The organism is Mesorhizobium sp. M2E.F.Ca.ET.219.01.1.1, assembly GCF_004016445.2.
Taxonomy (GTDB): domain Bacteria; phylum Pseudomonadota; class Alphaproteobacteria; order Rhizobiales; family Rhizobiaceae; genus Mesorhizobium.
In genome coordinates, this window is the sequence record NZ_SADT02000005.1 from 227,732 (window position 1) to 240,807 (window position 13,076).

The 13,076-nt window shown below is 64.7% G+C and carries 13 protein-coding genes and 1 pseudogene; 7 read left to right on the plus strand and 7 right to left on the minus strand.

Translation table 11 applies throughout. From position 1 onward, the window contains the following. Positions 1–3: 3 nt before the first annotated feature. From ftsY to EN862_RS24080, 4 genes are all read left to right on the plus strand, one after another. The gene (gene ftsY / locus EN862_RS24065) at positions 4–1,914 is read left to right on the plus strand and encodes a signal recognition particle-docking protein FtsY (protein ID WP_127866031.1); all 1,911 of its coding nucleotides are present in this window, start codon (positions 4–6) and stop codon (positions 1,912–1,914) included. Between the two features lie 63 nt (positions 1,915–1,977). After that, positions 1,978–2,634 carry a septation protein A gene (locus EN862_RS24070; protein ID WP_127866032.1) on the plus strand — a complete coding sequence of 219 codons (657 nt, stop codon included), beginning with the start codon at positions 1,978–1,980 and terminating at the stop codon, positions 2,632–2,634. Positions 2,635–2,702: 68 nt separating this feature from the next. After that, complete coding sequence (locus tag EN862_RS24075; protein ID WP_127866033.1) at positions 2,703–3,323, plus strand: pyridoxamine 5'-phosphate oxidase family protein; 621 nt, start codon at positions 2,703–2,705, stop codon at positions 3,321–3,323. A 37-nt stretch (positions 3,324–3,360) separates the two neighbouring features. Then, positions 3,361–3,891 carry an NADPH-dependent FMN reductase gene (locus EN862_RS24080; protein WP_127866034.1) on the plus strand — a complete coding sequence of 177 codons (531 nt, stop codon included), beginning with the start codon at positions 3,361–3,363 and terminating at the stop codon, positions 3,889–3,891. Between the two features lie 236 nt (positions 3,892–4,127). On the opposite strand, the gene EN862_RS24090 is transcribed toward EN862_RS24080, so the two are convergent. Both EN862_RS24090 and EN862_RS24095 read right to left on the minus strand, forming a co-directional pair. After that, complete coding sequence (locus EN862_RS24090) at positions 4,128–4,334, minus strand: 4-oxalocrotonate tautomerase family protein (protein WP_040996336.1); 207 nt, start codon at positions 4,332–4,334, stop codon at positions 4,128–4,130. 155 nt (positions 4,335–4,489) lie between these two features. Then, positions 4,490–5,410 carry an SMP-30/gluconolactonase/LRE family protein gene (locus tag EN862_RS24095; RefSeq protein WP_127866035.1) on the minus strand — a complete coding sequence of 307 codons (921 nt, stop codon included), beginning with the start codon at positions 5,408–5,410 and terminating at the stop codon, positions 4,490–4,492. A 293-nt stretch (positions 5,411–5,703) separates the two neighbouring features. On the opposite strand from EN862_RS24095, the gene EN862_RS24100 reads away from it, so the two are divergent. After that, entirely contained in the window at positions 5,704–5,868 is a 165-nt protein-coding gene (locus tag EN862_RS24100) for a hypothetical protein (protein ID WP_245431577.1), read from the plus strand. A 219-nt stretch (positions 5,869–6,087) separates the two neighbouring features. Here the strand turns inward: EN862_RS24100 and EN862_RS24105 are convergent, their stop codons facing one another. The 4 genes from EN862_RS24105 to ccmA all read right to left on the minus strand — a co-directional run bounded on the left by EN862_RS24105 (position 6,088) and on the right by ccmA (position 8,565). Continuing rightward, complete coding sequence (locus tag EN862_RS24105) at positions 6,088–6,666, minus strand: DsbE family thiol:disulfide interchange protein (protein WP_127866036.1); 579 nt, start codon at positions 6,664–6,666, stop codon at positions 6,088–6,090. Then, on the minus strand, positions 6,663–6,836 hold the full coding sequence (gene ccmD / locus EN862_RS24110; protein WP_127866037.1) for a heme exporter protein CcmD: 174 nt from the start codon (positions 6,834–6,836) through the stop codon (positions 6,663–6,665). The genes EN862_RS24105 and ccmD overlap by 4 nt, the downstream gene beginning before the upstream one ends. A gap of 261 nt (positions 6,837–7,097) precedes the next feature. Further along, on the minus strand, positions 7,098–7,763 hold the full coding sequence (gene ccmB, locus EN862_RS24115; RefSeq protein WP_127866038.1) for a heme exporter protein CcmB: 666 nt from the start codon (positions 7,761–7,763) through the stop codon (positions 7,098–7,100). 193 nt (positions 7,764–7,956) lie between these two features. Next, on the minus strand, positions 7,957–8,565 hold the full coding sequence (gene ccmA, locus EN862_RS24125; RefSeq protein WP_127866039.1) for a heme ABC exporter ATP-binding protein CcmA: 609 nt from the start codon (positions 8,563–8,565) through the stop codon (positions 7,957–7,959). A 283-nt stretch (positions 8,566–8,848) separates the two neighbouring features. Between ccmA and acnA the strand changes: the two genes are divergently transcribed. Next, positions 8,849–11,539 carry an aconitate hydratase AcnA gene (acnA, locus tag EN862_RS24130; protein ID WP_127866040.1) on the plus strand — a complete coding sequence of 897 codons (2,691 nt, stop codon included), beginning with the start codon at positions 8,849–8,851 and terminating at the stop codon, positions 11,537–11,539. A gap of 195 nt (positions 11,540–11,734) precedes the next feature. On the opposite strand, the pseudogene EN862_RS24135 reads toward acnA, so the two are convergent. Further along, positions 11,735–11,947 (minus strand): annotated as a pseudogene (locus tag EN862_RS24135) (hypothetical protein); the annotation flags it as partial. A gap of 175 nt (positions 11,948–12,122) precedes the next feature. On the opposite strand from EN862_RS24135, the gene EN862_RS24140 reads away from it, so the two are divergent. After that, on the plus strand, positions 12,123–12,911 hold the full coding sequence (locus tag EN862_RS24140; protein WP_127866041.1) for a thioredoxin family protein: 789 nt from the start codon (positions 12,123–12,125) through the stop codon (positions 12,909–12,911). The last annotated feature ends 165 nt before the right edge of the window (positions 12,912–13,076 follow it).

Sequence of the window (13,076 nt, forward strand, 5' to 3'; positions counted from 1 at the left end):
CGCATGGCTGGTTTTTTCAAGAAGATATTTTCGTTCGGCAAGAAAGAGGTCGTCGAGGAGCGTGCCGATGAGACCGCGCCTCTGCCGCCGATCAAATGGGATCAGCTGGACGCGCTGAAGCCGGAGGCCGATCAGGTTGCGCCCCACCCTCCCCTCGATGGGGAGGGTCGCCACGAAGTGGCGGGGCGGGGTGATAGCGCCGACGCTGGCGCCAGTCACCCCCACCTCCGAGCTGCGCTCGGGACCTCCCCCATCGAGGGGGAGGTAGAGGTCGCGCCTCAGCCTGCCCCTGAAGAGCCAAAGCCCGAGCCTGCGCCGGGCATCCCGCCTGCGCCGGAGCCCATTATCCCCGCCGAGCCGGAACCGCTGCCGCAGCCTGAGCCAGAGGAAGAGCCGCAACCGACGCCCGAGAAGCCCGAGCCGCCGTCGCCCGAGGAAGTGCCGCCGGCACAGCCCGAGCCCTTGCCCGCGCCGGCACCGGCGCCTGAACCCGCGCCGCAGGAAGTGCCCGTCCCTGAGCCGGCTCAGCCGGACATCGAGCCTTCGCGTCCGGAACCGCGGCCCGAGCCGGCGCCGGTCGAAGTGCCGACGCCGCCGAGCGAGGTTCCGGCTGAAACGCCGGCGCCCATCGAGGTTCCGCCAGCCGCGCCGCCTTCCGTCGAGCCAACCGCCGAGGCCGACGCGGAAATCGCGCCTCCCATTCGACAGCCGGTGCCCGTCGAGCCGCAACCGATCCACGCCGAGATCGCGCCTGAGCCCGAAGCCGCGCCAACGCCCCACCCTCCCCTTGATGGGGAGGGTCGCCACGAAGTGGCGGGGCGGGGTGACAGCGCCGACGCTGGCGCTAGTCACCCCCACCCCCGAGCTGTGCTCGGGACCTCCCCCATCGAGGGGGAGGTAGGGGCACCGCCGCCATCGCCCTCCGCCGGCAAGGTTACAGTCGCCAAAAAGGTCGAGCAGAAGGCCGAGCCGGTGAAAGCGCCGGAGCCGGCGCCGCGACGCTCGTGGTTCCAGCGCATGCGCGACGGGCTGGCCCGCTCCTCGCGCGAGCTCACCGGCAACATCGCCGGCGTCTTCACCAAGCGCAAGCTAGACGACGACACGCTGCAGGATCTGGAGGACGTGCTGATCCGCGCCGATCTTGGGCTGGAAACGGCGCTGCGCGTCACCGATTCGCTCGCTTCCAGCCGCTATGGCCGCGACGTCTCCGACTCCGAGGTTCGCGCCGTGATGGCGGCCGAGGTGGAGAAGGTGCTGACGCCGGTCGCAAAACCGCTCGAGCTCGACCTCAGCCACAAGCCGCATGTCATCCTGGTCGTCGGCGTGAATGGCACCGGCAAGACCACCACCATCGGCAAATTGGCCGCCAAGCTCACCGATGGCGGCCTGAAGGTGATGCTGGCCGCCGGCGACACGTTCCGCGCCGCCGCGATCGAGCAGCTGAAAATCTGGGGCGAGCGGACGAAATCGCCCGTCATCGCCACCAAGCTCGGCGCCGACGCGGCGGGCCTCGCCTATGACGCCTTCGAGAAGGCGAAGGAGGCCGGCTCCGACGTTTTGATCATCGACACCGCCGGCCGGCTGCAGAACAAGACCGAGCTGATGGCCGAGCTGGAGAAGATCGTGCGCGTGCTCGGAAAGCTCGATCCGGAAGCGCCGCACACGGTGCTGCAGACAGTCGACGCCACCACCGGCCAGAATGCGCTGAACCAGGTCGAGATCTTCCGCAATGTCGCCGGCGTCAACGGCCTGGTGATGACCAAGCTGGACGGCACGGCGCACGGCGGTATTCTGGTGGCGATCGCCGCCAAGCACCGGCTGCCTGTCTATTTCATCGGTGTCGGCGAGCAGGTCGACGACCTCGAACCATTTTCCGCCAGCGAATTCGCCAGGGCGATCGCCGGCGTGGCGTGAACAATGGCGTGATCTTGGAAGGCCGCCTGCTTTTCGGCCAGATCATGCGCAAGAAGGACCTTTATGAACATCATCGAACGCGACCCGTCCGATCCACGCCGCAAGCCGATCAACCCCGGCTTGAAGTTCCTGCTCGAACTGGGGCCAGGCCTGGTGTTCTTTTTCGTCAACATCCGCGGCGAATGGCTGGCCCAGAAATTCCCGGTGCTGACGCATCTCGGCGATCCGATTCTGATCGCCACCGCCTTCTTCATGGTCGCGACCGCGATTTCGCTCATCGTCTCCTGGCTGCTGATGCGCAGCCTGCCGCTGATGCCGCTGGTCTCAGGGGTCGTCGTGTTCGGATTCGGCGCCTTGGCGCTCTATCTGCAGGACAAGACCTTCGCCTTCATGAAGCCGACCATCATCAATTCGCTGTTCGGCATCGCCCTGCTCGGAGGGCTCGCTTTCGGCCGGTCGCTGCTCGGCTATGTCTTCGACACCGCTTTCCAGCTCGATGCCGAGGGCTGGCGCAAGCTCAGCTTCCGCTGGGGGTTGTTCTTCCTGTTCCTGGCCGTGCTCAACGAGGTCGTTTGGCGTAACTTCTCCGAGGCGACTTGGGTTTACTTTAAGTTCTGGGGCACGATCCCGATCACCTTGCTGTTCACCTTCAGCCAGATGCCGCTGATCATGCGTCATTCGCTCGAGGAAAAGCCCAAGGAAGAGAAGGCCGGGAACTAAAGCAATTCCAGGAAAAGTGTGACGCGGTTTTCCGTCCGGAATTGCGCCAGAATAAGAAGGGGGGCGACATGGAATTCCTCACCACGCGTGACGAGCTGAGGACGATCTACAAGACGCCCCGGCCGACTGACGGCCCGATCCGCAAGGAACTCAAAGCCCTCGACGGCCATTGCCGCTCCTTCATCGGCAAGAGCCCCTTCGTGCTGATCGGCTCCTCCGACGGCGCCGGCAATGCCGACGTGACGCCCAAGGGCGACAAGCCCGGCTTCACCGCCATCCTCGATAACAACACCATCGCCATCCCCGACCGCCCCGGCAACAACCGGCTGGACACGCTGGAAAACATCATCCGCAACCCGTCGGTCGGGCTGCTCTTCCTGATCCCCGGCATGAACGAGACGCTGCGCGTCAATGGCGATGCCCGCATCACCGTCGACCCTACCTTGCGCGAACGCCTTGCCGTCGACGGCAAGGAACCGCAGAGTGTGATCGTGGTGACGGTCAAGGCCGCCTACATGCACTGCGCCAAGGCCTTCATGCGTTCCGACCTCTGGAAGCCGGAGACCTGGTACGACCGTGCCACTTTGCCGACGCTCGGCCAGATCATCCGCGACCAGCTGGCACTTAGCGAAAGCGCCGGCGAGATCGACCGCGAGCTGGACGACGATTACCGCCAGACCATGTGGTAGGCTTGCCTGACGACTCACTCTTCGTCCGGCCCTCCCCTTGATCGAGATCATCGCCATATCGGGCAGCCTGCGCGCCGCCTCGACCAACTCGGCCCTGCTGGCGGCACTGGCCGCCAATGCCCCCGACGACTGTCGCGTCCAGGTCTATGACGGGCTCGGCCGGCTGCCGATCTTCAATCCCGACGACGAGGGCGAGCGCACGCCGCCGCAAGCGGCGCGCCTGATCGAGATGATCACCCGCGCCGACGGCGTCATCGTCTCCTGCCCGGAATATGCGCATGGCGTGCCCGGCGGCATGAAGAACGCGCTGGACTGGCTGGTGTCGCGCGACGCCGCCGTGGGCAAGCCGGCGATGCTAATCCATGCCTCGCCCCGCTCGCTCTATGCGCGCGCGGCGCTCGCCGAGGTGATGCGGACAATGTCGTTCGCGCTGTATGAGGAAGCGCTGGAGATCGCGCTGCTTGGCAAGAAGCCTGCTGAGGTGGAGGTAATCCTGGCGCAGGGTGCGAACCGGCGGGCGATGCGCGGAGCGATCGAGGCTTTCTCCGGGTTCATTCGATCAAAGTGAGCGCTAACCAGCTTCGCTTGCGATCCTTCGCGCCTCCCTCTGCCCTGCCGGGCATCTCCCCCACAAGGGGGGAGATTGGCAGTTTCCGCGCTGGCGCGCTTCCTGCAACGTCGCCGATTGGCGAAAGCCGAGGCGACATCTGATCTCCCCCCTTGTGGGGGAGATGTCCGGCAGGACAGAGGGGGGCGCTGTCCCGCCGACCTCTCGCAACTTCCGGCTGCGGCGTGCGGCGGCGGCTACCCCTTCCGCAATGTCTCGACATCGGTCTTGCCGACATACCAGTCGCGGGCGTTGACCTCCTCGAACACCACCCAGACATCGTTGTTGCTAAGCCCGGTGGCCTCCATGATGGCCGACGTCACCTTCCTGGCGATGTCAGCCTTCTTGCCGGCCGGATCGGCGGCGATCACTTCCTTGACGATGCGGATGTTGACGAATGGCATGATGTCCTCCCCTTGGGTTCTGCCGGTTGACGTCAGGCGACGGTTTCGCAATTCGCTCCGGCAAAGCGGATGGCGGTGGTTGCGGGAACCGCAGCGCAGCCGGCGCTGCGGGGATGCGCAGGCCAGCAAGGGCCAGAGAAGCGCCTTGAAGAGCTTCAATATGTCTTGGCCCCGTTCACCATCAGCCGCACCATATAGAGCGAGGTGGTGCCGGCGATGTAGAGGCAGTTGAGCTTGTTGCCGCCGAACACGCAGTTGGCGGTCACCTCCGGCACCTTGACCTTGCCGATCAGCGTGCCGTCCGGGTCGTAGCAATGGATGCCGTCGGCAGCACTTGTCCAGATGCGCCCGTCGGCATCGAGCCGGAACCCGTCGAACAGGCCGGCGGTGCAGTCGGCGAACACCTTGCCGCCGGAAACCTTCTTGCCGTGCTTGCCGACATTGAAGACACGTATGTGCGCGGGGTTCTTCTCGCCATGCGTGCGGCCGGTGTCGGCGACATAGATCAGGCTTTCGTCCAGTGAGAAGGCGAGCCCGTTCGGCCGCACCATGTCGGTGATGACGGCCTCGATATCGCCCGTGTCCGGATCGACGCGATAGACGTTGCAGTTGCCGATCTCGCTCTCGGCCTTGTCACCCTCATAGTCGGTGTCGATGCCGTAGCTCGGATCGGTGAACCAGATCGAGCCGTCGGAACGCACCACCACGTCGTTGGGCGAGTTCAGCCGCTTGCCTTTCCATTTGTCGGCGATGGTGGTGACCGAGCCGTCGAATTCGGTGCGGCTGACGCGGCGGCCGGAATGCTCGCAGGTCACCAGCCGGCCCTGCCGGTCGACCGTGTTGCCGTTAGAATTGCCGGACGGCTGCCGGAACACGCTGACGCTGCCGTCGGTCTCGTCATAGCGCAGCATGCGGTTGTTCGGGATGTCGGACCAGACGACATAGCGGCCGGCCGCGAACCAGGCCGGTCCTTCCGCCCAGCGGCATCCGGTGAACAGCTTTTCCACCTGCGCGCTGCCGTTGAACAGGCGCGCGAAGCGCGGATCGAGAATTTCGTAATAGTCAGCGGCCGCCATGCGTTTCCTCCCGGCATCAGGTGACGGGCGGATCAAGCCAGCCCGCAGCCATTCTGGCAAGACGGCAGGCCTGTAATTTGTATGACAAAACGGATGAGAAACGCGTGAAGCGCGCGCCACAGGCCGCCATGCAGGATGCAGGGACCCGTTAGCCCGCGGTTAACCGGCTATGCGCTGGTTGCAATGGTGCATTGCAACATCTTTCTTTTGCAACGCACCATTCCTATGTCATGCTCGCAATCGTCAGGGAGGAACAACCGGCCGCACCAGTGCGGCATGAAAGGAACCCTGTCATGTTCGACAATCTTGTCTCCCGCGCTCGCGCCAGCATCGCCAAGCGCCGCCAGTACAACCGCCTCGTCGCCGAAATCGAGAACCTGTCCGGGCGCGATCTCGCCGATCTGCGCGCCGACCGGTCGGAAATGCTCTACCAGATCCGCAAGCAGATTTACGGCTGAGCTGCCACGCCTCGTCATCCTCGGGCTTGACCCGAGGATCCATGCCGTGACTTGCGAGCGCAGCAGCGGTGCAGACACACGCGCCAACAAGCGCCAATTCTGGACCGCGGTGTTCTACGATCAGCGTCACGGAATGGATTCTAGGGTCTGCGCTGCGTCGCTTCGCTCCTTGCTTCGCCCTAGAATGACGACGTTAAAGGGCCTCAGCCCAGCGCCATGTCAACCCGGCGCCGACAGCGCTTTCTCGATCTGCGGCAACAGCAAAGCCCTCACGGAGTCGGGCGTCAGCGGCCCGACATGCTTGTAGGCGATCTTGCCGTCCTTGCCGACGACGAAGGTTTCCGGCACGCCATAGACTCCCCAGTCGATCGCCGCGCGTCCGGCCGGATCGACGCCGATCGCCTGGTACGGATTGCCGAGTTCGCCGAGGAAGCGGCGGGCATTCTCCGGCTGGTCCTTGTAATTCAGCGCCGCAAGCGTGAAGCGCTTGTCCTGCGACAATCCTAGCAGCACCGGATGCTCTTCGCGGCACGGCGCGCACCAGGACGCGAACACATTGACCAGCGTCACCCTGCCGGCAAAGCTTTTGGACTCGAGCCCCGGCAGGTTCATCCCTTCCAGCGGCGGCAGGCTGGTCTGCGGCGCCGGCAGGCCGATCAGCGCCGAGGGGATTTCGGAAGTGTCGCGGCCCGACAGAAGCTGCGACAGGAACAACCCCGCCAGCCCCAAAAATACCAGAAGCGGCAAAAGTACGAACAGGCGGCGGCGCGGCGCCGGAGCTTCGGTTTCGTTACTCACGATTTTGCCGCCCCGGATTTGTCGGAACGCCTGCGCACACCGGCTGCTTCCAGCGCCGCGAGCTCGCGCTTGCGCGCCCGCTGGTCGAGTAGGATCCAGCCGATCAGCACGGCGAGCACGATCGCCGTGATGGCATAGGCGGCGGTGACGAAGAGGGCGTGCGCGCTCACCGCGACCGCTCCCTGCTCCTGGCCATGTCAACCGTTCCGATCATAGCTTTCCATAACCTCGCACCAGCCGGTCCGCAATTCGCCGCGGTGCCGCAGTGAGGAAACGTCTTCGTCGCCCCCGGGTCTGTTGAGATTCAGGTCAGGCCGAGCCGAAAATGGTGGCTTCCGAGAACCGGAGCGGAGCGTACTTCAGGTACGTGAGCACCGGAAGCGCAGGAAGCCGCCATTTGCAGGCCGGCCTCACCTGAATCTCAACAGACCCTAATCCGTCCCATGCCGCAATGCGAGCGCCGCCGCCAGCGGCCCGACCACGGCAAGAAACAGCGTCAGCGCGGCAAGAATGAGGAAGGGCTGCAGGAACGGCGCCGGATCGGCGACGGCGCCATAGCTTGCCGAAACGCCGAAGATCAGCACCGGGATGGTGAGCGGCAGCACCAGCACCGAGATAAGCAGCCCACCGCGCGGCAGCGCCACGGCCACCGCCGCACCCGCGGCGCCGATGAAGGTGATGGCCGGCGTGCCGATAAGGAGCGTCAGCGCCGTGGCGCCGATCCCCAGCGGCGCCATATTCATGAACAGGCCGAGCAGAGGCGCCGCGACCACCAGCGGCAGCACGCTGCCCGTCCAATGCGCCAGGCATTTCGTCAGCACCGTCAGCGCCAGCATGTGACGGTCGCCGTTGAGCACCAGGAGGTCGAGCGAGCCGTCCTCGCGGTCGGCCTGGAACAGCCGGTCTAGGCCGAGCAGGCAGGCAAGCAGGGCCGCGATCCACAGGATCGCCGGGCCGATGCGCGACAGAAGGCTGAGGTCGGGTCCGACGCCGAACGGGATGGTGACGATGACGGCGAGGAAGAAGATGACGCCGACCAGCGCCCCGCCGCCGGCGCGAATGGAGAGGCGGATGTCGCGGAGGAAGAGGGCTAGCATGGTTTGAGATGCCTGCGCCCAGGCCCCCCTCTCTGGCCTGCCGGCCATCTCCCCCTCAAGGGGGGAGAATGGATGTCACCGCGGCCTTCGCCAATCTTCAACGTAGAGAGGTTGGCGGGGCGCCCGAACTGCCGATCTCCCCCCTTGAGGGGGAGATGCCCGGCAGGGCAGAGAGGGGGGCTTGGCGCAAACATCAACCGGCTACCCTCATTTGCAGCTCGCGCGCCCCCTCCAACCCCAGCGGCAAATGTGTCGCCGCCACCACAATCCCTCCATCCTCGAGATGGTCCCGCATCAGCCCCGCGAACCTTTCCTCAGAGGCCTTGTCCAGCCCCGCCGTCGGCTCGTCGAGCAGCCAGACCGGCCGCCTGCTGACCAGAAGCTTGGCGATCGACACCCGCCGCCTTTGCCCGGTCGACAGATAGCCGAAGGGCAGATGCCCGAGGCCGCCGAGCGCCACCGTCTCCAGCGCCTCTTCGACGCTCAACGCCGGTTCGCCCTCGAAAGCCCGCCAGAAGCCGAGATTCTCCTCGACACTGAGCGCCGTCTTCATCGCGTTGAGATGACCGAGATAATGCGAAGCTGAGGCGACCGTCGGGAAAACCTCGCCGCCGCCTTCGACCAGCACCTTGCCCCTGGCTGCCGGCAGCAGACCGGCGACAATTCTCAGCAGCGTCGATTTGCCCGAGCCGTTCGGGCCGGTGACGATGAGCGCCTCGCCCTGGTCGAGCGCAAAGCCGATGTTGGAGAAAACCGCCTCGCCGCCGCGCTCGCCGCCTAAATTTTCGGCGATCAGCCGCATTCTTGCCCGTCCCGAAAGCACCGTTTCGGAGCCGTTTCCGGCTCACGCAAATTCGTCTTTCGACTGTCTAGAACTATTCCAGGAAATTCTCTATATGCGGATCATCCGTGCCAGCGGTCGGCGCGGGATCAGGATTAGCGCCGAACCAGCGCACGCGCCGCCTTGAACGGCTCGGGTTGCTTGGGAGCGGACAGCGGAAATGGCCGTACCCGCACCTTTGCGCGTGATTGCATGCCAACGGCGTCCGTTCCCTTTCAGGCTGAACAGACAAGGACGGATCGCCGTGACGAAATCCCTCGACAGTTTCAATTGCCGCCGCACCCTGACCGCAGGTGGCGCGGACTACGCTTATTTCGACCTCGCTGAGGCCGAGAAGAACGGCCTCACCGGCATTTCCCGGCTGCCCTATTCGATGAAGGTGCTGCTGGAAAACCTGCTGCGCAACGAGGATGGCCGCTCGGTCACCAAGGAATCGATCCAGGCGGTCGCCGCCTGGCTGGCCGACAAGGGCACCGCCGGCGTCGAGATCGCCTATCGCCCGGCCCGCGTGCTGATGCAGGACTTCACCGGCGTGCCGGCGGTGGTGGACCTCGCGGCCATGCGCGACGGCATCAAGGCGCTCGGCGGCGATCCTGAAAAGATCAACCCGCTGGTGCCGGTCGATCTCGTCATCGACCATTCCGTCATTGTCGACGAGTTCGGCACGCCGATGGCCTTCGCCCGCAATGTCGAGCTCGAATATGAGCGCAACGAGGAACGCTATAAGTTCCTGAAATGGGGCCAGCAGGCCTTCCGCAACTTCCGCGTCGTGCCGCCCGGCACCGGCATCTGCCACCAGGTCAATCTAGAATATCTGGGACAGGTGGTGTGGACCAATTCGGAAGACGGCGAGACGGTCGCTTATCCCGACACGTGCGTCGGCACCGATTCGCACACCACCATGATCAACGGACTCGGCGTGCTCGGCTGGGGCGTCGGCGGCATCGAGGCCGAGGCCGCGATGCTTGGCCAGCCGGTCTCCATGCTTCTGCCGGAGGTCATCGGCTTCCGCCTCACCGGCAAGCTCAAGGAAGGCGTGACCGCCACCGACCTCGTGCTCACCGTCACCCAGATGCTGCGCAAGAAGGGCGTCGTCGGCAAGTTCGTCGAATTCTTCGGCCCCGGCCTCTCCAACATGACGCTGGCCGACCGCGCCACCATCGGCAACATGGCGCCGGAATATGGCGCCACCTGCGGCTTCTTCCCCGTCGACTCGGAAACTATCCGCTACCTCACCATGTCCGGCCGCGAGGAAGGCCGCATCGCCCTGGTCGAGGCCTATTCCAAGGCGCAAGGCATGTGGCGTGACGCCGGCTCGGCCGATCCGGTCTTCACCGACCTGCTCGAGCTCGATCTCGGCGACGTCGTGCCGTCGATGGCCGGGCCGAAGCGCCCCGAAGGCCGCGTCGCCCTGCAGGACGTTCCGGCCGGCTTCGCCAAGGCGATGGAGACCGAATACAAGAAGGCCGCCGAGATCTCGAAGCGCTATGCGGTCGAAGGCACCGGCCACGATCTTGGCCATGGCGACGTCGTCATCGCCGCCATCACGTCCTGCACCAACACCTCCAACCCGAGCGTGCTGATCGGCGCCGGCCTTTTGGCCCGCAATGCCAACCGCGTCGGCCTGAAGCAGAAGCCGTGGGTGAAAACCTCGCTCGCCCCTGGCAGCCAGGTGGTGGCCGAGTATCTGGAAAAGTCCGGCCTGCAGAAGGAACTCGACCAGATCGGCTTCAATCTGGTCGGCTTCGGCTGCACCACCTGCATCGGCAATTCCGGCCCGCTGCCGGCGCCGATCTCCAAGACCATCAACGATAAGGGCCTGATCGCCGCCGCGGTCTTGTCCGGCAATCGCAACTTCGAAGGCCGCGTCTCGCCGGATGTGCAGGCCAACTATCTCGCCTCGCCGCCGCTGGTGGTGGCGCATGCGCTGGCCGGCACGGTGACCAAGGACCTGACCACCGAGCCGCTCGGCGAGGGCAGCGACGGCAAGCCGGTCTATCTCAAGGACATCTGGCCGACCTCGGCCGAGATCCAGGAGTTCATCGAGAAGAATGTCACGCGCGAGTTGTTCGCCCGCAAATATGCCGACGTCTTCAAGGGCGACGCCTACTGGCAGAAGGTCAAGGCGCCGGAAGGCCAGACCTATGCCTGGGACGACCATTCGACCTATGTGCAGAACCCGCCCTATTTCGCCGGCATGGGCCGCGCCTTCGGCAAGGTCGGCGACATCAAGGGCGCGCGCGTGCTCGGCCTCTTCGGCGACAAGATCACCACCGACCACATCTCGCCGGCGGGTTCGATCAAGGCCGCCTCGCCGGCCGGCAAGTATCTCACCGAGCATGGCGTCGGCGTCGCCGATTTCAACCAGTACGGCACGCGGCGCGGCAACCATGAGGTGATGATGCGCGGCACCTTCGCCAACATCCGCATCCGCAACCACATGCTTGGCGAGAACGGCCGCGAGGGCGGCTACACGATCCACTATCCCTCGAAGGAGGAGATGTCGATCTACGACGCAGCGATGGAGTACAAGAAGGACGGCGTGCCGCTGGTGATCTTCGCTGGCGTCGAATACGGCAACGGCTCCTCGCGCGACTGGGCGGCCAAGGGAACGAATCTCCTTGGTGTCCGCGCGGTCATCGCCCAGTCCTTCGAGCGCATCCATCGTTCCAACCTGGTCGGCATGGGCGTCATCCCCTTCGTCTTCGAGGAAGGCACCTCATGGGCCTCGCTCAATCTGAAGGGCGACGAGCTGGTCGAGATCGACGGCCTGGACGCGATCAAGCCGCGCCAGAAGATGGTGGCCAAGGTGACCTATGGCGACGGCACGGTGAAGAACGTGCCGATCATCTGCCGCATCGATACGCTGGATGAGCTCGACTACTTCAAGAACGGCGGCATCTTGCAATACGTGCTGCGGGATTTGGCTGCCTAATAGGGGAATAAGGGAGTAGGGCAGTAAGGGAGTAGGGAAAGACACTCCCTACTGCCCTACTGCCCTACTGCCCTACTGCCCTACTGCCCTACTGCCCTACTGCCCTACTGCCCTACTGCCCTACTGCCCTACTGCCCTACTGCCCTTGCTTTCCAAACCCCGCCGTCGCGGCCAGCAGCACCGCCAGCATCAGCCCGTCGAGCCGATGCCGATCGCGACCACCCACCAGGCCAGCACCTCGGCGAAGCTGCCGGTCCTGTATCGCCGCACTTGCCGGACGCCTGACAGTCCCGCGGCAATGAAAGCCAGGTTGGTCAAAGCATTAGCCGGCTCCGCCCAAAGTCTTGGTCCCGTCCGTTCGCAATAAAGATCGACGGAGGTCAGGAGAGTTTGCCACGTGGTGCGGATGCTGCTCCCCGATCGAACCGCGCCTTGAAATGCAACCGCTCTCCTATTGGGCCCTTACCTGCGGCTGAAACAGCAAAAATTTCACCGCAACGTGACTTCCCGTTGACCGCCGCTTCTGCCACATATTTTAGCAATCAGAACAAAGCCGGCGTCACCGGCGGGAATTGGAAAAGTCATGGCATTTCGAGGACGATTGCGGCTTGCGGCAGCAGCGCTGGCCCTTACGGCGTTGGGCGGCGTGGCCCTGGCAGCCGAGCCTGAGAAGGCCGCGACCGACAAGCCCCAAACCGACAGACCTTTGGGCGTGGTCGAATTGTTCACCAGCCAGGGCTGCAGTTCCTGTCCGCCGGCCGACGAGCTCTTCGCCGAACTCGCCGGCAAGGACAACATCATCGCGCTCGCCTACCACGTCAATTACTGGGACTATCTCGGCTGGCAGGACACGCTGAGCACCAAGGAGAACACCGAGCGGCAATATGACTATATGCGCGCCTTCGGCAGCCGCTCGGTCTACACGCCACAGGCCGTCATCAACGGCCGCAGCCACGTCAACGGTGCCAGCCGCAAGGATGTCGACGGCGCCTTGGCCCGGATGGACAGGACCGGCGAAGGCATGCGGGTCGCCATCAAGGTGAGCCGCACCAGCGACCGTGTCATGATCGACGCGGGCGATGCCGGCAACGGCCCGGCGGATGCCCATGTGGTGATCGTCTATTTCGATCCGCCGCAGATGGTGAAGATTGGCCAGGGCGAGAACAGCGGCCGCAGCCTGACCTACTGGAACGCCGTTTCCGACATCCAGACCGCCGGCATGTGGCACGGCAAGGCCCAGCGTTACGAATTGCCGATGACCGAGATCGCCAAGAAGGGCGGCTGCGCGGTGCTGCTGCAGTCGGTCGGCAAGGACGGCATGCCCGGCCCGATCCTCGGCGCCGCCTTCATCCGCAAGCCGGATCGGCTTTAGCTTTTTCCCTTCTCCCCTTGTGGGAGAAGGGAAAGCCCCGCCAGCCCAATAAAAAACCGGCGTCAGCTTGCTTCTGACGCCGGTGATTCAGGTTTTGGGATCGTCGCACCTGATTTTTCCAAGGAAAAACCGAGGTTGGTTCGATCCGACGCTGACCCGTGGGCG